Source organism: Streptomyces sp. NBC_00012, assembly GCF_045040875.1.
In the GTDB taxonomy this organism is placed as follows: domain Bacteria; phylum Actinomycetota; class Actinomycetes; order Streptomycetales; family Streptomycetaceae; genus Streptomyces.
Genome location: NZ_CP108309.1, coordinates 2,476,521 through 2,495,443 on the forward strand (window position 1 = coordinate 2,476,521; position 18,923 = coordinate 2,495,443).

Sequence of the window (18,923 nt, forward strand, 5' to 3'; positions counted from 1 at the left end):
CGGTGAGTGGACGCGCCCCGCCCGGCCGGTGGTTCAGCGGACGGTCCGGTGGACGTTCTCCCTGGTGGACGGTCCCGGAGTGGCGTCGGCGATCCAGGGCCCTTCGCCGCTCGGGTCGATGACGCCTTCTTCCAGCCAGGTGTACGCACCGGACAGGACGCCGTCGACCAGACGCCGGTCCAGGTCGTCGGTGTTGGACCACAGACGGGTGAAGAGTTCCTCGACGCGGACGCGGGACTGGTGGCAGAACACGTCGGCGAGCCGGTAGGCCTCGCGTCCGTGGTCGCCGGAGGAGCGCAGCAGTTCGGCGCGGACGCAGGCGGCGCTCATCGCGAAGAGTTCCGCGCCGATGTCGACGATCCGGCCGAGGAAGCCCTGCTTGGTCTCCATCCGGCCCTGCCAGCGCGACATGGCGTAGAAGGTGGAGCGCGCCAGTTTGCGCGAGGCGCGTTCGACGTAGCGCAGATGGGCTGACAGGTCGGGGTGGCCGGGATGGCTGAACTCCCCGTACGTACGCGGGAGCTGTCCCGGTCCTGCGACGAGTCCGGGCAGCCAGCGGGCGTAGAAACCGGCCGCGTTCGCGCCCGCCTTCGCCTTGGCGGAGAGGGGTTTGTCGGGGTCGATGATGTCCCCGGCGACCTTCAGATGGGCGTCGACGGCCTCGCGGGCGATCAGCAGATGCATGATCTCGGTGGATCCCTCGAAGATCCGGTTGATCCGCAGATCGCGCAGCAACTGTTCGGCGGGGACGGCCCGCTCGCCGCGGGCGGCGAGGGACTCGGCGGTCTCGAAGCCCCGTCCGCCCCGGATCTGGACGAGTTCGTCGGCCATCAGGCAGCCCATCTCGGAGCCGTACAGCTTGGCCAGGGCCGCTTCGATGCGGATGTCGTTACGGCTCTCGTCGGCCATCTGGGAGGAGAGCTCGACCACTGCTTCGAGGGCGAAGGTGGTCGCCGCGATGAAGGAGATCTTGGCGCCGACGGCCTCGTGCCGGGCGACCGGCCTGCCCCACTGCTCACGTACCGCGGACCATTCGCGGGCGATCTTCAGGCACCACTTCCCGGCGCCGACGCACATGGCGGGCAGCGAGAGCCGTCCCGTGTTGAGCGTGGTGAGGGCGATCTTGAGCCCGGCGCCCTCGGGGCCGATGCGGTTCGCGGCCGGAACCCGGACCCGGTGGAAGCGGGTGACGCCGTTCTCCAGGCCGCGCAGGCCCATGAAGGCGTTGCGGTTCTCGACGGTGATGCCCGGGGAGTCCGCCTCGACGACGAAGGCCGTGATGCCGCCCTTGTGGCCTTCCGACTCCGGCACCCGGGCCATCACCACGAGCAGGTCGGCGACGACGCCGTTGGTCGTCCAGAGCTTCACCCCGTCCAGGACGTAGTCCGGCCCGTCCGGGACCGCCGAGGTGGCGAGCCGGGCCGGGTCGGAGCCGACGTCCGGTTCGGTGAGCAGGAACGCCGAGATGTCGGTACGGGCCAGCCGGGGCAGGAAGGTGTCCTTCTGCTCCTGGCTGCCGAAGAGTTTCAACGGCTGCGGCACACCGATGGACTGGTGGGCGGAGAGCAGCGCGCCGATGGCCGGGCTCACGGAACCGACCAGGGCCAGAGCCTTGTTGTAGTAGACCTGGGTCAGGCCGAGGCCGCCGTACTTGGGGTCGATCTTCATCCCGAGCGCGCCGAGTTCCTTGAGGCCGTTGATCACCTCGTCGGGGATTCGCGCCTCGCGCTCGATCAGGGCGCCGTCGATCCTCGTCTCACAGAACTCGCGCAGCCGGGCGAGGAACGTCTCGCCGCGCCGGACGTCGTCCGCGGGCGGCAGCGGATGCGGATGGATCAGATCGAGCCGGAAGCGCCCGAGGAAGAGTTCCTTGGCGAAGCTCGGCCTTTGCCAGTCCTGTTCGCGCGCGGCCTCGGCCACTTGGCGCGCGTCACGCTCGGTGACCCGGGGCGTGTTCTTCGGTGCGGATGGTGCGGACATTGAGGAGCTCACCTCGCCGCGTTGTGGGTGGGCGGACGCGGCCGGTCCGCTCGGGGCGCGCCTGCACGGCCGCCCAGCGGTACCAACCGGCTCTACTCGTCCGTATGTACCCGAATCCCGGCGCGCCCACCATCCCCCGGACGCCGATCGGGTCGGGGGCCACTCCACTGACCCGCCTGCGGTGGCGGATGCGACGGGGAGACGGAGATGGCCTGAACCCCCGCACAGTGGGTTCAGGCCATCTCGCTGTCGCCTGCTGTCGTGCTGTCCAGGCGGAACACAGGCGACGTCGGTGGATCGGGCTCGATCCTGTTCGCGGACTACAGGGCGAGGCCGGTGAGGACCAGCACGCGCTCGTAGGTGTAGTCGTCCATGGCGTAGCGGACGCCCTCGCGGCCGACGCCGGACTGCTTGGCGCCGCCGTACGGCATCTGGTCCGCACGGTAGGAGGGGACGTCGCCGATGATCACGCCGCCGACCTCAAGGGCGCGGTGGGCGCGGAAGGCGGTCTGCAGGTCGTGCGTGAACACGCCTGCCTGCAGGCCGTACTTGGAGGAGTTGACGGCCTCGAACGCCTCGGCCTCGCCGTCCACCTTCTGCACGGACAGCACCGGTCCGAAGACCTCCTCGCCGGCGAGGGTGACGTTGTCCGGGAGCTCGGCGAGCACGGTCGGCGCGTAGCTGGCGCCGTCCCGCTTGCCGCCGGTGAGCAGCTGGGCACCGGCCTGGACGGCCTCGTCGACCCAGGACTCGACGCGCTTGGCGGCGTCCTCGCTGACCAGCGGGCCGACGTCGGTGGCGGCGTCCGACGGGTCGCCGGTGACCTGCGCCTCGACGGCCGCGACGATCTTCGGGAGCAGCCGGTCGTAGACCGAGGCGTCCGCGATGACGCGCTGCACCGAGATGCAGGACTGGCCGCCCTGGTAGTTGGAGAAGGTCGCGATCCGGGTCGCGGCCCAGTCCAGGTCCTGGTCCGAGGCGTAGTCGCCGAGGACGACCGCCGCGCCGTTGCCGCCGAGCTCCAGGGTGCAGTGCTTGCGGGGCACCGACTCCAGGATCGAGTAGCCGACCGGGCCGGAACCGGTGAAGGAGATGACCGGCAGGCGCTCGTCCTGGACCAGGGCGGGCATGCGGTCGTTGGGGACCGTCAGCACGGACCACGAACCAGCCGGCAGGTCGGTCTCGGCCAGCAGCTCGCCCAGGATCAGCGAGGAGATCGGCGTGGCCGGGGCGGGCTTCAGGATGATCGGCGCGCCGACGGCGATGGCCGGTGCCACCTTGTGGGCGCTCAGGTTGAGCGGGAAGTTGAAGGGTGCGATGCCCAGGACCGTGCCGCGCGGGAAGCGGCGGGTCAGGCCGAGCCGGCCGGTGCCGCCGGCGTCGGTGTCCAGGCGCTGGGCGTCGCCGCCGTTGAAGCGGCGGGCCTCCTCCGAGGCGAACCGGAACACGGAGACGGCGCGGCCGACCTCGCCGCGGGCCCACTTGATGGGCTTGCCGTTCTCGGCGGAGATCAGCTGGGCGATCTCCTCGGTGCGCTCCACCAGACGGCGTACGACGTGGTCGAGTGCGGCGGCCCGGACGTGGGCCGGGGTCGCGGCGAACTCCTCGCGCACGGCGTGCGCGGCCGCGACGGCCTCCTCGATCTGGGCGTCGGTCGGCACGCTGACGGTGCCGACGAGACGACCGTCCCAGGGGTTGGTGACGTCGAAGCTGTCCTCGCCGGTGGCCTGGCGGCCGGCGAGCCAGAAGGCGTGGGTGGAAGTCATGGAGGTTCCGGCCCTTCGGAGCGGTGGGGGTGTCTTGCCCCCACCGTAGGGCCGCACGGCCGCCATGGCGTTTGTCCGGGGTGGAGCAGTGCGCGACGGGGACGCGCCGGTTTGTCGGATGCGGCCGGAACGCAGAGCTCCGGTTCGGTGGCCAGGGCCTTTCGTTTGGATCGGGCCGGACCCCGCGTCCCCAACCTCACAGGGCAATACACCTAGGGTCTCTAGGCCTCCGGCGCCGACGGGGCGCTCGTCGCCTTGAGCGCCAGCCACAGCTCCATGCGGACATCCGGGTCGTCCAGCGAGCGGCCCAGGATCTCCTCGACGCGGCGCATCCGGTAGCGCAGGGTGTGGCGGTGCACCCCCAGGTCCGCCGCGGCCGCGTCCCACTGGCCGTGGTGGGCGAGCCAGGCCCGCAACGAGGCGACGAGGTCGCCGCGGCCCTTGGCGTCGTGCTCGTGCAGGGCCCGGAGCATTCCGTCGGCGAAGGCCCGTACCGCGTCGTCCGCGAGCAGCGGGAGCACCGAGCCGGCTGCCAGCTCCTCGTGCTCGACCAGTGCCCTGCCGCGGCGGCGGGCCACCGACAGGGCCTGCTCGGCCTGCTTGTACGCGGCGGAGACGGCGATCGGGCCCGCGGGTGCGGAGAGGCCCACGACCACCCGGTCCTCCTCCGGCTTGCCCCCTTCGGCGGGCGCCCGCGCCTCCTGGGCCTCCGCGTGAGCCGTACAGGCGGCGACCGCCGCTCCGCCGTCCGCGGCCAGCACGACGAGCCGGTCGCCCTCGGGAACGGTCAGCAGCGCCTCGCCGGTCCGCAGCGCCGCCGCCTCCATCGCCTCACCGAGCGCTGCCGGGGCGGCCGGGTCGGACGCCTCCGCGATGAGCAGCCGGAACGGGGCGTCGAGCAGCTCCCCGTACAGGTCCCCGGCGACGGCCCGGGCATGGTCCGGCTGGCCGGCGAGCAGCATCCGCAGCACCGCCGCGCCGAGGCGCTGCTCGGCGCCCTGGAGGGACCGGGAGCGTGCGGTGGTCAAGGTCAGCAGGGCGACGGCCGAGTGCACGGCGTACCGCTCGGCGGTGCCGAGTGCGGCGCCGGTGCCGACGGCCAGCGCTCCCCTGCCCCGGCGGCCGGTGCCCAGGGTCTGGAGCTCGACCCGGTCGTCGGTGTCGCCGACGACGATGCTGGCCGGTGCCGGGCGGTCCCGCAGCCGTTCCACGTCGGGGGTGAGCCGGGCGGCGCGGCGGGCGGCCCACTCGGGTGCCGCGGCGACGACCTGGCCGGCCGCGTCGTACAGCGCGGCCCAGCCGTCGAGGTGGGCGGCGAGCCGGGTGAGGAGTTCGCCGGGTCCGTCGCCCCCGAGGGCGGCCCGGGTCAGCTCCCGCTGGACCTCGAACCCGGCCGTCACGGCCCGGTACTGTTCCTCGGCGATCGCCGAGGAGACGGCCTTGGCGATGGCGATGAACGGGGTGCGGCGGGGCACTTCGAGGAGCGGCAGCCCCGCTTCCCCGGCCGCGTCGATCAGCGCCTGCGGCACCTCGTCGTAGTGCACGCCGACGGCGAAGCCCAGGCCGACGACCCCGGCCCCGGCCAGTCGGCGCACGTACCGCCGCATCGCCTCGGGGTTCTCGGCGTCGAGGTTGGTGGCGGTGACGAGCAGGAACTCGCCGCCCTCCATGTACGGCACGGGGTCGGTCAGCTCGCTGGCGTGCGCCCAGCGCACGGGCGCGTCGAGCCGGTCCGCCCCCGCGCGCACGGTGAGTCTGAGCGCCGAATGCTGGACGAGCGAGGCGAGAGTGAGGGGCATGGGAACCGCTGGACCTCGGGAAGTCGGTTTTCGCCGTCCCGTATGAACGGCTCCTGCCAATTCTGCCAGAGCGGCAGGGTTCGGCATGACCACGACCAGCGGTGCGGGGCACGGGCCGCACCCCGCACCGTTCAGCCGTTCAGATCCACCAGCAGCGGGGGCACGTGCTCACCGTCGACCGTCGTCATGGAGAGGACCGCGTGGCCCGCGGGCAGCTCGTAGGCCAGCGCGGAGGCGGACCAGCGCTCGCGCTCCACCTGCCGCACGGTGACCGCGTCGACAGTGACCGCCTTGCCGGTGGCGAGTTTGCGCAGCGCGTGCATGGCGCGGGTGAACGGCTGGTCGGCGAAGACCCCGTGCTGGGCCACCTCGCGGACGGAGACCCATTCCTTGCCCCAGGCCTCCGAGAACCGCTTCCCGTCCCAGGTGGTGACGCCCGGGAAGATCATGCCGCATCCCACCGCGCCCAGCAGGGCCGCGTGCAGCCCCTCGGGAACGTCGTCGAGGGTGCGCAGCGCGAGTACGGCACCGGCGTTCACCGACCGGAGCCGCCTGAGCCCCTGGACGGTCTCGGCGGTGACGGTGTGGGTCGCGTCGTCCAGCACCAGAGAGGCGAAGATCGATCGGTCGGCACGGGCGGCCACGATCGTGTTGAACTGTGCGAGGACGAGGCGGGCCAGCACCCTGGATGCCCCCGCGTGCGCACGTTCCGGGAGGTCGATCCGAACCCTCAGCGGGTGCTGCCCCAGGGAGCGGAGAGAGAAGGGGCGGGCCTCCGCACCAGTGGCGAAGAACCCCGCGAACGCCGGCCGGTCGAGGAGCGCGATGCGGTCGGCCAGCAGCGATGCGGGCCCTCCCGAGCCGCTCTCCTGCCGGGTCCGGGTGTCCAGCTCGCGGAGCATGGCCGAGTGACCGCCCGTTTCCAGGCAACGACGCAGCTCACCGAGGGTGGACTCGTCCCCGGCCAGCAGTTCCCGCAGCACCGGAACCGCCGGGAAGCATCCGTGGACGGCCCGGTAGGGGCCGAGCAACTGGGCCAGGACCAGGGCCGCGCGCCGGCCGTCCAGGCCGGGAACGTCTCCGGCCAGCCCTTCCGCGAGCGTGGCGGCGGCCTCGTCGGGGTCGGTCGCCCCACCGTACAGATCGAAGTCGTGGACGGACGAGGAATCACCGATCTTCACGATGACGTCGTACGCGTCGTCGGGTCCGAGCTGAGCCCCCGCGGCGCCGACCGCGAGCACCGCCGCCCGACCCGTCAGGGCCTGAAGCGCCAGACTCTCCACGACCGGGCGCACCAGCCTCGCCGTCTTGCCCGCGCCGGGCGGGCCGACCGCCAGCAGGGACGCGCCCAGGACGGCGGTGTCCAGGGCCGCCCCCGAGCCCCTGCGCGCATACGGATTGCGTTCGTCGTCCGGGCAGCAGCCGATGCGGACCTGGCCGAGCAGCAGGTCGTGGCGTGCGGTCCGGAGCGGGAGGTCCCGGCGCCCCGAGGGGTGCAGGAAGGCGTCCGCCCCCTGGCGCACGACCGTTTCATCGAAGGACGCCGGGCCGTCGTGACGGGTCCGCGCCCGCTCCCAGGCGCGGTTCACCCGTACGCAGTCCACGTCGTTCATGCGCCCGGCGCGCACGGCCGACGTGAGCACCTCCGCCGCATCGGCGAGGCCTGCGGCGCGCAGCTCCGGCCAGGTCGCCACCTCTGTTCCGGTCGCGGTCGCGGGCGACGGACTGTCCGCGCTCTGCGGGCCGGCGGCTGCGCGCCGCGCCCGAAGATCACGGAGCGAAGCACCCCATTGTCCGGCCCGGCCGATCGGCCAGACGACCAGGGCGATGGCCAGTGCGTAGGAGCCGTAGGCGGCCAGCGTGGCCAGCAGTTGGTCCCCGCTGTACAGCCAGCCCCTCACCCAGTAGAAGAGGACGTCCAGCAGCGGCACCTTCTGGGTCCAGATCAGCCACAGGGCCAGCAGCGCACCGAAGCCCGAGAGCATCAGCCGGGCACGTTCCAGCTGGGGGCCCGCCCAGTACCGTACGAGCCCGGCCCAGTTTCCGACGCGGGCTGCCCACAGCCCCGCGATCAGCACCAGCAGCTGGTTGTAGAGCGTCTCGATGCTGTACGCGGCGGCGGGAACGGACCCTGCCCGCAGAGTGTCGAAGACCCACCAGCTCCCCGGCGTGACCGCTTCCAGGGGCACCTTGATGTACGGGATCCGGAAGTCCGCCAGCAGCGCCCAGATCACCAGCCAGAGCACCAGGGCGAGCAGCGGCCCGAGCAGGGAGGGGCGCGGCGGCCGTTCGGCGGGGCGCGGCACATGTCCGTAGCGCCAGACGCCGGGCTCGGCGGCCGGGCGGACGGTGTTCAGCCACTCGGCGGTCGACGGCCCGGCCCCGGGAAGGCCGGCGGGCATCGGCGGAGCAGCGGACGGCCCGCTCCGGGGCGCGCCGATGGGCATCGGCGGGGCGGCGGGCGGCGGTCCGGCCGGGCGGGGCACCGGACTGCGGGGCACATCGGGCCGGCCGCCCTCCCGCTCGGTACCGCTCGTGCCCCGCGCACCGCGCGCGTCGTCGCTCTTCATGAACCGTTGCCCCCTGACCGGCCGGGTCCGTCCGTCTGCCCCGGTCAATCTAGTGCGCACGGAGGGCGAGTTCAGCAAGGCTCCCGCACCGGACCGCACGGGTTCCGGGCCCACCGCGCCCCCTCGCTATGTCCGTGACGGACAACGACACCCGACCACCACTCCCGAACGGAACATGCCGTACCCCCGGCCTCGCCCCTAGCCTGGCCCGGAAGCGTCCGAAACATCCCCCCAGGAGCCCCTCATGACCGCAATCCCGCAGGAGCGCCGCGTCGTCACTGCCATTCCCGGCCCGAAGTCGGTGGAGCTGCAGGCCCGCCGTCTGGAGACGGTTGCCGCAGGTGTGGGCTCCACCCTGCCGGTGTTCACCGCCCGCGCCGGCGGCGGGATCATCGAGGACGTGGACGGCAACCGTCTGATCGACCTCGGCTCCGGTATCGCCGTGACGTCGGTCGGCGCCTCCGCCGAGGCCGTCGTGCGCCGCGCCTCCGCGCAGCTCGCCGACTTCACCCACACCTGCTTCATGGTCACGCCGTACGAGGGGTACGTCGAGGTCTGTGAGCAGCTCGCCGAGCTGACGCCGGGCGACCACGCCAAGAAGTCCGCGCTGTTCAACTCGGGCGCCGAGGCTGTCGAGAACGCGGTGAAGATCGCCCGCATCCACACCAAGCGCACCGCGGTCGTCGTCTTCGACCACGGCTACCACGGCCGCACCAACCTCACGATGGCGCTGACCGCCAAGAACATGCCGTACAAGCAGGGCTTCGGCCCGTTCGCGCCCGAGGTCTACCGGGTGCCGGTGGCGTACGGCTACCGCTGGCCGACCGGTGCCGAGAACGCCGGTGCCGAGGCGTCCGCCCAGGCCATCGACCAGATCAACAAGCAGATCGGCGCGGAGAACGTCGCCGCGATCATCATCGAGCCGGTGCTCGGCGAGGGCGGCTTCATCGAGCCGGCCAAGGGCTTCCTCCCGGCGATCGCCCAGTTCGCCAAGGACAACGGCATCGTCTTCGTCGCCGACGAGATCCAGTCCGGCTTCTGCCGCACCGGCCAGTGGTTCGCCTGCGAGGACGAGGGCATCGTCCCGGACCTGATCACCACCGCCAAGGGCATCGCGGGCGGTCTGCCGCTGTCCGCCGTGACCGGCCGCGCCGAGATCATGGACTCCGCCCACTCCGGCGGCCTCGGCGGCACCTACGGCGGCAACCCGGTCGCCTGCGCGGGTGCGCTCGGCGCCATCGAGACGATGCGCGAGCTGGACCTGAACGGGAAGGCGAAGCGCATCGAGGAGGTCATGAAGGGCCGCCTCGCCGAGATGCAGTCGAAGCTCGGCAACGGCGACATCATCGGTGACATCCGCGGTCGCGGCGCGATGATCGCGATCGAGCTGGTGAAGTCCGGCACGAAGGACCCGAACCCGGAGGCCGCCGCGAAGCTCGCCAAGGCCTGCCACGCGGAGGGCGTCCTGGTCCTCACCTGCGGCACGTACGGCAACGTCCTGCGCTTCCTCCCGCCGCTGGTGATCGGCGAGGACCTGCTGAACGAGGCGCTCGACGTCATCGAGCAGGCTTTCGGCCGGATCTGATCCGTGCACCCCACCGGCTCCGGGAGGCGTTCCGGCAGGGGTTACGAGGGGCCCGCGTGTGGGCCTGTGAAGAACGTGTGGGGGGGCGATGGCGGGATCCGTTTCCCGCTGTCGGTCCCCCATCGGCTGCCGTACGGTTTCTGCAGATGAGAGAAACACCCCGCCCGCAGGGGACTGCGGGCGATGCCGGGTCGGAGCTTCCCCAGCGCCGTCCTGGCCGTGCCTTCGCGCACACCGCTGGAGCCTCCGGCTCCGGAACTCCTCACCGATCGGATGGCCGCTCGCCCCAGACCCCCCGGGGCGTGCGGCAAACCGGTCCGACCGGCCGCCCCGGAACCACCCCCCCTGTTCCCGGGCGGCCGGCTCTTTCCCTCTCCCCGGCACCGCTCCTCCTGGTGCTCTTCGCGCTCACCGCCTGGCAGATCGTGGCCGACGGCCCGCTGCGCGGACTGGACGAGCGGACCGGCCGGGCCGTCGTCGGACACGGGCCCGCCCGGCTGACCGAATTCCTCGCCGATCTGGGCAACATGCAGATCGCGCTCCCGGTGCTGGGCTGCGCGATCGTGTGGGCCCTGGTGCGCGGTGCGCGCCGAGCCCCGCTGTACGCGGCGCTCGCCATGGGCGCGGTGCCCCTGCTGGTCGTACCGCTGAAGGCGTGGATCGCCCGTCCGGGGCCGCTGACGGACGCGACCGGCTATTTCCCTTCCGGTCATGCGGCGACGGCCGCGATGGCGTACGGGGCGGCGGCGCTGCTGGTCGTGCCGTACGTGCGGCGGCCGTGGTCATGGATGATGCCCGTCGCCGCTGTCCTGCTGACCACGGCGACGGGCATCGGTCTGGTGCTGCGCGGCTACCACTGGCCGCTGGACGTGCTGGGCAGCTGGTTCCTGTTCGGGGCGGTGCTGCTGCCGCCCGCCCTCAGCTGCCGAAGTAGGCGTCGAAATTCTTCGAGAACTCCCCGTTGTTGAACCGGTCCCAGTTGATCGACCACGTCATCAGTCCGCGCAGCGCGGGCCATGTTCCGTGGGTGGGGTAGGAGCCGCAGTCGGTCTTCTGCGTCAGGCAGTTCAGCGCCTTGGTGACCTCGGCGGGCGAGGTGTGCCCGTTGCCCGCCTGGGTGGAGGCGGGCAGGCCGATGGCGACCTGGTCGGGGCGGAGCGGCGGGAAGACCTTGGTCTGGTCGCCCGCCACCGGGAAGCCGGTGAGCAGCATGTCGGTCATGGCGATGTGGAAGTCCGCGCCGCCCATCGAGTGGTACTGGTTGTCCAGGCCCATGATGGAGCCCGAGTTGTAGTCCTGGACGTGCAGCAGGGTCAGGTCGTCGCGCAGCGCGTGGATGACCGGGAGGTAGGCGCCGGCCCGGGGGTCCTGGCCGCCCCAGGGGCCCGAGCCGTAGTACTGGTAGCCGAGCTGGACGAAGAAGGTCTCGGGGGCCATCGTCAGGACGAACTTGTCGCCGTACTTGGCCTTGAGGGACTTCACCGCGGAGATCAGGTTGACCACGACCGGGGTGGTGGGGTTGCGGAAGTCGGTGTCCCCGGTGCTCAGCGAGAGCGAGTGGCCCTCGAAGTCGATGTCGAGGCCGTCCAGACCGTACTCGTCGATGATCTTGCTGACCGAGGAGACGAAGGTGTCACGGGCGGCGGCGGTGGCGAGCTGCACCTGACCGTTCTGGCCGCCGATGGAGATCAGCACCTTCTTGCCCTTGGCCTGCTTGGCCTTGATGGCCGCCTTGAAATCGGCCACGGACTCGACGTTCGGGCACTCGGCGACCGGGCAGAGCGAGAAGCGGATGTCGCCCGAGGTGACCGAGGTCGGTTCACCGAAGGCCAGGTCGATGACGTCCCAGGAGTCGGGCACGTCCGCCATCCGCGTGTAGCCGGAGCCGTTGGCGAAGCTGGAGTGCAGATAGCCGACGAGCGCGTGGGCGGGCAGGCCGCCTCCCCCGGTCCCGCCGCCGCCCGCCGTGGTGGTGGCCGAGACGACTGCGGACTTGGCGGACTCCCCGGCGGAGTTGGTCGCGGCGACCTGGAAGCTGTACGCGGTCGACGCGGCGAGGCCGGTCACGGTGGCGGAGGTGCCGGAGACCGAGAGGACCTTCGTGCCGCCCCGGTAGACGTTGTAGCCGGTGGCCCCGGAGGAGCCGGCCCACGAGAGGTCGACGGAGGAGGCGGTGGCCGTGCCGGCCTTGACTCCGGTGGGGGCGGCCGGGAGCTCGGCCGGGGCGCCGCCCGGACCGATGAGGGTGAGGTCGTCGGCGTAGTAGGCGAGGGTGCCGAACCAGCCGTGGGTGTAGACGGTGACCCGGGTGGTGGAGGGGCCGGTCCTGAACGTGGTGGTGAGCTGCTTCCAGTCGGCGGACGACTGGACCCAGGTGGACACGTCGGTGGTGCCGGTGCCGTCCGCACCGAGGTAGACGTAGGAACCCTGCACCCAGGCGCTCAGCGTGTAGGTGGAGTCCGGCTGGACCGTCACCTGCTGGGAGCACTTGGCGTTGTCGGCGCCGGTCGGGGTCGCCTTCAGCGCCGAAGTACCGCTGTGGGCCGGGGTGCTGACGGTGGCTCCGCTGCCGCCGGTGCAGCTCCAGCCGTCGAGTCCGGACTCGAAACCGCCGTTGCGCGCCTGGTCGGTGTCGGCAGCGGCGGCGGCCGGAGCGATGGCGGTCAGGCCGCCGGCGGCGAGCAGGGCCGCCGCGAAGGCGGCCACGACTCCGGTAAATCGGGCGGGGGGTCCCGTGCGTTCCACAACGGCCTCCGTGCATGGGGGAATTGAGTGCGGCCGCCACAACATGGTCCAGACCAATCAGGTTGTCAAGACCTCTGACAGTTCCGGGCCGTCCGCCCGGTCGACCACGCGCACCGTTTTCCCGTCCGCCCGGTCGGCCGCACGTACCGCTTCCCGTTCGCCCGGTCGACCGCACAGACCGCTTCATGTTTCGGTCGACCGCACGCCACCTCCCCGCCCGCCCGTTCGCCCGTTCGCCGTCAGTCCCTGCCGCGCTCGGCCCGCCCGGCCGCCGCCTCGTGCATCGCGAGCTCCAGAAGTGTCGCGTCGGTGAGGGTTCCCGAGCCGTCGGGCGGGATCAGCCAGCGCACCCCGCCGTTGGACACCCGGCCCGGATGGGGCACGACGATCCAGGTTCCCTGCCCCACGCCCCGTACGCCGGTGCCGACCCAGCGGGCGACGGTGCCGGGCTCCACGAAGAAGCCCATGCGGGCGTCGCCGAAGTCGGAGAGAACAGGACCGGGTCTGTCGATGAGGCGGGTCAGTACGTCGAGGGTGGGACGGCCCAGCTCCCCCGGAAGAATCAGCACGTCCCAGCGCCGGCCGGCGGGAAGGAGCGCGATTCCCCGGGGATTGCGCTCCCATTCCCACCGGCAGGCGTCCGGATCCGGCGCCACCGATACCAGCCATTCGACCGCTGCCCTGACCCCCGCGCCAGCCATGACCTGTCTCCATTCCGTGTGCACCGGCCATACGGTGCCGGTGCGTTCACACGGGAGAGAGGGGTGGCGCCGATCGATTACGCGGGTTCGGGCAATGAATTCATCATGAGCGGGCAGGCCACCCCCCGGGGTGACCTGCCCGTCGTACTCAGCTGTCGAAACCGAGCCCCAGCCGGTCCATCGTCCGCAGCCAGAGATTGCGGTGCCCGCCGTTGCTGTCCGCCCTGGCCAGGGACCGCTTGGTGAGCTCGATCCCGGCCCAGGCGAAGGGCTCCGGCGGGAACGGCATCGGCTTGCTGCGGACCATTTCCAGCGTGGTCCGTTCGTTCTGTTCGCCCGCCAGCAGATCGAGCATCACATCGGCCCCGAAACGGGTGGCGCCGACGCCGAGTCCGGTGAATCCGGCGGCATAGGCGACCCGGCCCTGATGGGCCGTGCCGAAGAACGCGGAAAAGCGCGAACAGGTATCGATCGCCCCGCCCCAGGCATGGCTGAAACGCACCCCCGCCAATTGCGGGAAACAGTCGAAGAACTGGCCCGCGAGCTTGAGGAAGGTCTCCGGACGCTGATCGAGATCGGCGCTCAGCCGGCCACCGTACGGATAGATCGCGTCATAGCCGCCCCACAGGATCCGGTTGTCGGACGACAGCCGGAAATAGTGGAACTGATTCGCGCTGTCACCCAGCCCCTGCCGGTTCTTCCAGCCGATGGAGGCGAGCTGGTCCGCGGTGAGCGGCTCGGTCATCAGCGCGTAGTCGTAGACCGGCACGGTGTACGGGCGTACCCGCTTGACCAGCGACGGGAAGATGTTCGTACCGAGTGCCACCCGGCGCGCGAAGACCCTTCCGTACGGGGTGCGAACCGCCATGCCTGCGGTGGTCCTGGCCAGTTCGAGGCCCCGGGTGTGCTCGTACACCCGCACGCCCAGATCGATGCAGGCCCGCTTCAGGCCCCAGGCCAGCTTGGCGGGGTGCAGCATGGCGACCCCCCGCCGGTCCCAGAGACCGCCGAGGAAGGTCGGCGAGTCGACCTCGGCACGCAGCGCGTCCTGGTCCAGGAAATCCGTCCCGGTGAAGCCGAGCTTCTCCGCCTCCTGGTGCCATTCGTGGAGTTCTTCGAGCTGGTGGGGTTCGGTGGCGACGTCGATCTCGCCGGTGCGCTCGAATTCGCAGTCGAGCGAATAGCGGGTGACGGCGGCCTCGATGGCGTCGAGGTTGCGCTCGCCGAGCTCCTCCAGCTTGTGGATCTCCTCGGGCCAGCGCTCCAGCCCGTTGGGCAGGCCGTGGGTGAGGGAGGCGGCGCAGAATCCGCCGTTGCGGCCCGAGGCGGCCCAGCCCACCTCGTGCCCCTCGATCAGTACGACGTCCCGTTCCGGTTCGCGTTCCTTGGCGATCAGCGCGGTCCACAGTCCGCTGTAGCCGCCGCCGACGACGAGCAGGTCGCAGTGCTCGTCACCGGTGAGCGCGGGCAGCGCGTCGGGCTTGCCGGGGTCGTCCAGCCAGAACGAGACGGGCTTCGCGTCGGAGAGTGATTGTGCAGCAGTACGCATGGCAGCTGGGGCCATGGTTTCCAACTCCTTCAGGGCTTTCTATCGTGCGCTGTTCTTGCGCCGGTTCGCGATGAGCTGGCCGACGACCACCACCATCACGGCGATGATGAACATCGCCGTTCCGATGACGTTGATCTGCACGGGCGTGCCGCGCTGTGCCGATCCCCAGACGAACATGGGGAAGGTCACGGTGGAGCCCGCGTTGAAATTGGTGATGATGAAATCGTCGAACGAGAGCGCGAAGGCCAGCAGCGCTCCCGCCGCGATTCCGGGGGCGGCGATCGGCAGCGTCACCCGCAGGAAGGTCTGCACGGGTCCGGCGTACAGGTCGCGGGCCGCCTCCTCCAGCCTCGGGTCCATCGACATCACGCGCGCCTTGACCGCCGTCACGACGAAGCTCAGGCAGAACATGATGTGCGCGATGAGGATCGTCCAGAAGCCCAGCTGTGCGCCCATGTTGAGGAAGAGGGTGAGCAGCGAGGCGGCCATGACGACCTCGGGCATCGCCATCGGCAGGAAGATCAGCGAGTTGATCGCGCCGCGCGCCCGGAAGCGGTAGCGGACCAGCGCGAAGGAGATCATCGTGCCCAGCACGGTCGCGCCGACTGTGGCCCAGAGGGCGATCTGCAGGGACAGCGAGAGCGAGCCGCACATGTCGGCGACGCCGCAGGGGTCCTTCCAGGCGTCGAGCGAGAAACGCTGCCAGGAGTAGTTGAAGCGCCCGTTCGGCTTGTTGAACGAGAACACCATGACGACGATGTTCGGGAGGATCATGTACGCGAGGGTCAGCAGACCCGCGATGACGATCAGATTCCTTCGTATCCAGCGCAGTACGGGCATCAGACCAGGTCCTCCGTCCCGGAGCGGCGGATGTAGACGGTGACCATGATCAGGACGACCGCCATGAGGATGAAGGAGAGCGCGGCCGCCGTCGGATAGTCCAGGACCCGCAGGAACTGGGTCTGGATGACGCTGCCGACCATCTTCGTGTCGGTGGAGCCCAGCAGTTCCGCGTTGACGTAGTCACCGCTGGCCGGGATGAAGGTGAGAAGCGTTCCGGAGACGACACCCGGCATGGAGAGCGGGAAGGTCACCTTGCGGAAGGTGGTGGCGGGGGTGGCGTACAGGTCGCCGGCCGCCTCGTGCAGCCTGCCGTCGATCCGCTCCAGCGAGGTGTAGAGCGGCAGGATCATGAACGGCAGGAAGTTGTACGTGAGGCCGCAGACCACTGCCATCGGGGTGGCCAGCACCCGGTTGGACTCGGTCCAGCCGAGCCAGCTGGTGACGTCCAGGACGTGCAGGGTGTTCAGTACGTCGACGACCGCGCCGCCGTCCGCGAGGATCGTCTTCCAGGCGAGCGTGCGGATCAGGAAGCTGGTGAAGAACGGCGCGATGACCAGCACCAGGACGACGTTGCGCCAGCGGCCCGCCTTGAACGCGATGAGGTAGGCGAGCGGGTAGCCGAGCAGCAGACACAGGACGGTGGCGGTGCCGGCGTACAGCAGGGACCTGATGAACTGCGGGTAGTAGTCGGTCAGCGCGTCCCAGTAGGTCTGGAAGTGCCAGGTGACCTCGAATCCCTTCTCCAGGGATCCGGTCTGCACGGAGGTCGACGCCTGGTAGACCAGCGGCAGCGCGAAGAAGACGATCAGCCACAGGATGCCGGGCAGCAGCAGCCAGTACGGGACGAGGCGCTTGCGGGTGGAGGGCTTGCGTATCGCCGGCTCCGCCGTGACGGGCGCCGGTGGCGCCTCCTTGGTGACGGTCACGCCGCGTCCTCCACCGTCTCCACACCGGCGTCGATGTCCTGTGCGGCGTCCAGACCGAAGGTGTGCGCCGGGTTCCAGTGCAGGACGACCTCGGCGCCGGGGGCGAGCCGCGCGTCGCGCTCGATGTTCTGCTCGTAGACCTGGAGCGCCTTGCCCGCCGGGCTCTCCACCACGTACTGCGTGGAGACCCCGATGAAGCTGGAGTCGACGATCCGGCCGGTGACCCGGTTGCGGCCGTCGGTGATCGCGTCCGCGTCGTCGGCGTGCGCGAGCGAGATCTTCTCCGGGCGGATGCCGAGGAGCAGCTTGCCGCCGCTGCTGGTCGGGGCCGTACATCGGTCGGTGGGCAGTCGCAGCTTCCCGCCGCCCGCCGCCACCACGATGTCGGTGCCGGTGGAGACGACCTCGCCCTCGATGAGGTTGGAGGTGCCGAGGAAGTTGGCGACGAAGGTCGTCCTCGGGTTCTCGTACAGGTCGGCGGGCGCGCCGAGCTGCTCGACGCGACCCCCGTTCATCACCGCGACGGTGTCGGCCATGGTCATGGCCTCCTCCTGGTCGTGGGTGACATGGATGAACGTGATGCCGACCTCGGTCTGGATGCGCTTGAGCTCCAGCTGCATCTGGCGGCGCAGCTTGAGGTCGAGGGCGCCGAGCGGTTCGTCGAGCAGCAGCACCTGCGGGTGGTTGATCAGGGCGCGGGCGACGGCGACGCGCTGCTGCTGGCCGCCGGAGAGCTGGTGCGGCTTGCGCTTGGCGAAGTCGCCGAGCTGGACGAGCTCCAGCATCTCGTCGACCTGCTTCTTCACCGACTTGATGCCGCGCCGGCGCAGGCCGAAGGCGACGTTCTCCGTGATGTCGAGGTGCGGGAAGAGCGCGTAGCTCTGGAAGACCGTGTTGACGGGCCGTTTGTACGGGGGAAGCCCGGTGATGTCGCGGCCGCCGAGCGAGACCGTGCCGGTGGTCGCCTCTTCCAGGCCCGCGATCATCCGCAGGGTGGTGGTCTTGCCGCAGCCGGACGCGCCGAGCAGCGCGAAGAAGGAGCCCTGCGGGACGGTCAGATCGAGCGGCTTGACGGCTTCGAAGGAGCCGTACGTCTTGCTGATCCCGGTGAGGCGGACGTCGCCGCCTGTCTGCTGCTGTGTCATGGATCGCGGTCCCGGTGGTGTCAGAGGGAGATCAGGAGGGGGTGCGGAGCGGCGGTCAGGCCCCGATGAGCTTGGCGAACTTCTCTTCGTACGCCGTCTCTTCCTTGCTGGTCAGGGAGCGGAAGGCGTGCGACCGGGACGCCATCTCCCGGTCCGGGAGGATCAGGACGTTGTCGGCCATCTCCCGGTCGATCCTCGCCAGCTCGTCGCGGACCCCGTCGACCGGGCAGACGAAGTTGATGTACGCGGCGAGCTTCGCGGCGACCGGCGGCTCGTAGTAGTAGTCGATGAGCTTCTCGGCGTTGGTCTTGTGCCGGGCCTTCACCGGGACCATCAGGTTGTCGCTGGATATGACGTAGCCCGCGGTCGGTATCGCGAACTTGATGTCCGGGTTCCCGGCCTGGAGCTGGATGACGTCGCCGGCCCAGCCGACGCAGGCGGCGATGTCGCCCTTGTCGAGGTCCGCGGTGTAGTCGTTGCCGGTGAAGCGGCGGATCTGGTTCTTGTCGACGCCCTTCTGGAGCCGTCCGATCGCGGCGTCGTAGTCGGCGTCGGTGAAGTTGCCGGGGTCCTTGCCCATGTCGAGCAGGGTCATGCCGACGGTGTCGCGCATCTCCGAGAGGAAGCTGACCCGGCCCTTGAGCTTCGGGTCGTCGAGCAGCTGGCTGACGGAGTCGACCTTGCGGCCGCCGGTCGCCTTGGAGTTGTAGGCGATGATGGTGGGGATGCCCGCCCAGGGGTAGGAGTAGGCACGGCCCGGGTCCCAGTCCGGGGAGCGGAACTGGGCCGAGAGGTTGGCGTAGGCGTGCGGCAGGTGCGAGGCGTCGAGCTTCTGCGCCCAGCCGAGGCGGACGATGCGGGCGGCCAGCCAGTCGGTGACGCAGATGATGTCGCGGCCGGTGTCCTGGCCGGCCGCGAGCTGCGGCTTGATCTTGCCGAAGAACTCGACGTTGTCGTTGATGTCCTCGGTGTACTTGACCTTGATCCCGGTGCGCTCGGTGAACGCCTCCAGGGTGGGCCGGTGCTTGCCGTCGTCGGTGACGTCCATGTACTCGGTCCAGTTGGAGAAGTTGATCTGCTTCTCCTCGGCCGAGTGGTCGTCGGACGCCGCGGCGGCGTCTCCCTCCCGCTTGGCGGGCGGGATGCCGCACGCACTCAGCGTGCCCAGCCCGCCGATCGCCAGCGCCCCCATGCCGGAGGCGCGGATCAGCGATCGGCGGGTCAGAGCGCCCCGGCCGCTGGTCAGGCTGCGTCGCATCGCGGCGAGTTGGGCCGCGGAGAGGCGCTCGGGCTCGTACTGCTCCATGCGCGTTG

General features: G+C 70.7%; 13 protein-coding genes. 2 read left to right on the top strand and 11 right to left on the bottom strand.

Translation table 11 applies throughout. The features are described 5' to 3' along the window. Positions 1–33: 33 nt before the first annotated feature. From OHA19_RS11335 to OHA19_RS11350, 4 genes are all read right to left on the bottom strand, one after another. Positions 34–1,980, bottom strand: coding sequence for an acyl-CoA dehydrogenase family protein (locus OHA19_RS11335; protein WP_405716897.1), 1,947 nt, complete (start codon positions 1,978–1,980; stop codon positions 34–36). 320 nt (positions 1,981–2,300) lie between these two features. Next, positions 2,301–3,746, bottom strand: coding sequence for an aldehyde dehydrogenase family protein (locus tag OHA19_RS11340; protein ID WP_405716896.1), 1,446 nt, complete (start codon positions 3,744–3,746; stop codon positions 2,301–2,303). Between the two features lie 221 nt (positions 3,747–3,967). Next, on the bottom strand, positions 3,968–5,545 hold the full coding sequence (locus OHA19_RS11345) for a PucR family transcriptional regulator (RefSeq protein ID WP_405716895.1): 1,578 nt from the start codon (positions 5,543–5,545) through the stop codon (positions 3,968–3,970). A gap of 131 nt (positions 5,546–5,676) precedes the next feature. Further along, positions 5,677–8,115 (bottom strand): ATP/GTP-binding protein, encoded by a 2,439-nt coding sequence (locus OHA19_RS11350; protein ID WP_405716894.1) that lies wholly within the window; start codon positions 8,113–8,115, stop codon positions 5,677–5,679. A 244-nt stretch (positions 8,116–8,359) separates the two neighbouring features. Between OHA19_RS11350 and gabT the strand changes: the two genes are divergently transcribed. Together gabT and OHA19_RS11360 are read left to right on the top strand one after the other, a co-directional pair. Further along, entirely contained in the window at positions 8,360–9,700 is a 1,341-nt protein-coding gene (gabT, locus tag OHA19_RS11355; protein WP_405716893.1) for a 4-aminobutyrate--2-oxoglutarate transaminase, read from the top strand. A gap of 146 nt (positions 9,701–9,846) precedes the next feature. Then, on the top strand, positions 9,847–10,668 hold the full coding sequence (locus tag OHA19_RS11360) for a phosphatase PAP2 family protein (RefSeq protein WP_405750132.1): 822 nt from the start codon (positions 9,847–9,849) through the stop codon (positions 10,666–10,668). Here OHA19_RS11360 and OHA19_RS11365 read toward each other — a convergent pair. The 7 genes from OHA19_RS11365 to OHA19_RS11395 all read right to left on the bottom strand — a co-directional run bounded on the left by OHA19_RS11365 (position 10,619) and on the right by OHA19_RS11395 (position 18,915). After that, a complete protein-coding gene (locus tag OHA19_RS11365) occupies positions 10,619–12,445 on the bottom strand; it encodes a chitinase (protein ID WP_405750135.1) in 1,827 nt (608 codons plus the stop codon). The genes OHA19_RS11360 and OHA19_RS11365 overlap by 50 nt on opposite strands. 239 nt (positions 12,446–12,684) lie before the next feature. Further along, positions 12,685–13,146 carry a hypothetical protein gene (locus OHA19_RS11370; RefSeq protein ID WP_405750138.1) on the bottom strand — a complete coding sequence of 154 codons (462 nt, stop codon included), beginning with the start codon at positions 13,144–13,146 and terminating at the stop codon, positions 12,685–12,687. Positions 13,147–13,294: 148 nt separating this feature from the next. After that, on the bottom strand, positions 13,295–14,710 hold the full coding sequence (locus OHA19_RS11375) for an NAD(P)/FAD-dependent oxidoreductase (protein ID WP_405750141.1): 1,416 nt from the start codon (positions 14,708–14,710) through the stop codon (positions 13,295–13,297). 24 nt (positions 14,711–14,734) lie between these two features. Next, positions 14,735–15,535 carry an ABC transporter permease gene (locus tag OHA19_RS11380; RefSeq protein WP_405716888.1) on the bottom strand — a complete coding sequence of 267 codons (801 nt, stop codon included), beginning with the start codon at positions 15,533–15,535 and terminating at the stop codon, positions 14,735–14,737. After that, positions 15,535–16,464, bottom strand: coding sequence for an ABC transporter permease (locus OHA19_RS11385; RefSeq protein WP_405716887.1), 930 nt, complete (start codon positions 16,462–16,464; stop codon positions 15,535–15,537). The genes OHA19_RS11380 and OHA19_RS11385 overlap by 1 nt, the downstream gene beginning before the upstream one ends. Next, a complete protein-coding gene (locus OHA19_RS11390) occupies positions 16,461–17,609 on the bottom strand; it encodes an ABC transporter ATP-binding protein (RefSeq protein ID WP_405716886.1) in 1,149 nt (382 codons plus the stop codon). Before OHA19_RS11390 ends, OHA19_RS11385 begins: the two co-directional genes overlap by 4 nt. A gap of 55 nt (positions 17,610–17,664) precedes the next feature. Continuing rightward, positions 17,665–18,915, bottom strand: a complete 1,251-nt coding sequence (locus tag OHA19_RS11395) for a PotD/PotF family extracellular solute-binding protein (RefSeq protein ID WP_405716885.1) — start codon at positions 18,913–18,915, stop codon at positions 17,665–17,667. Between the last annotated feature and the right edge of the window lie 8 nt (positions 18,916–18,923).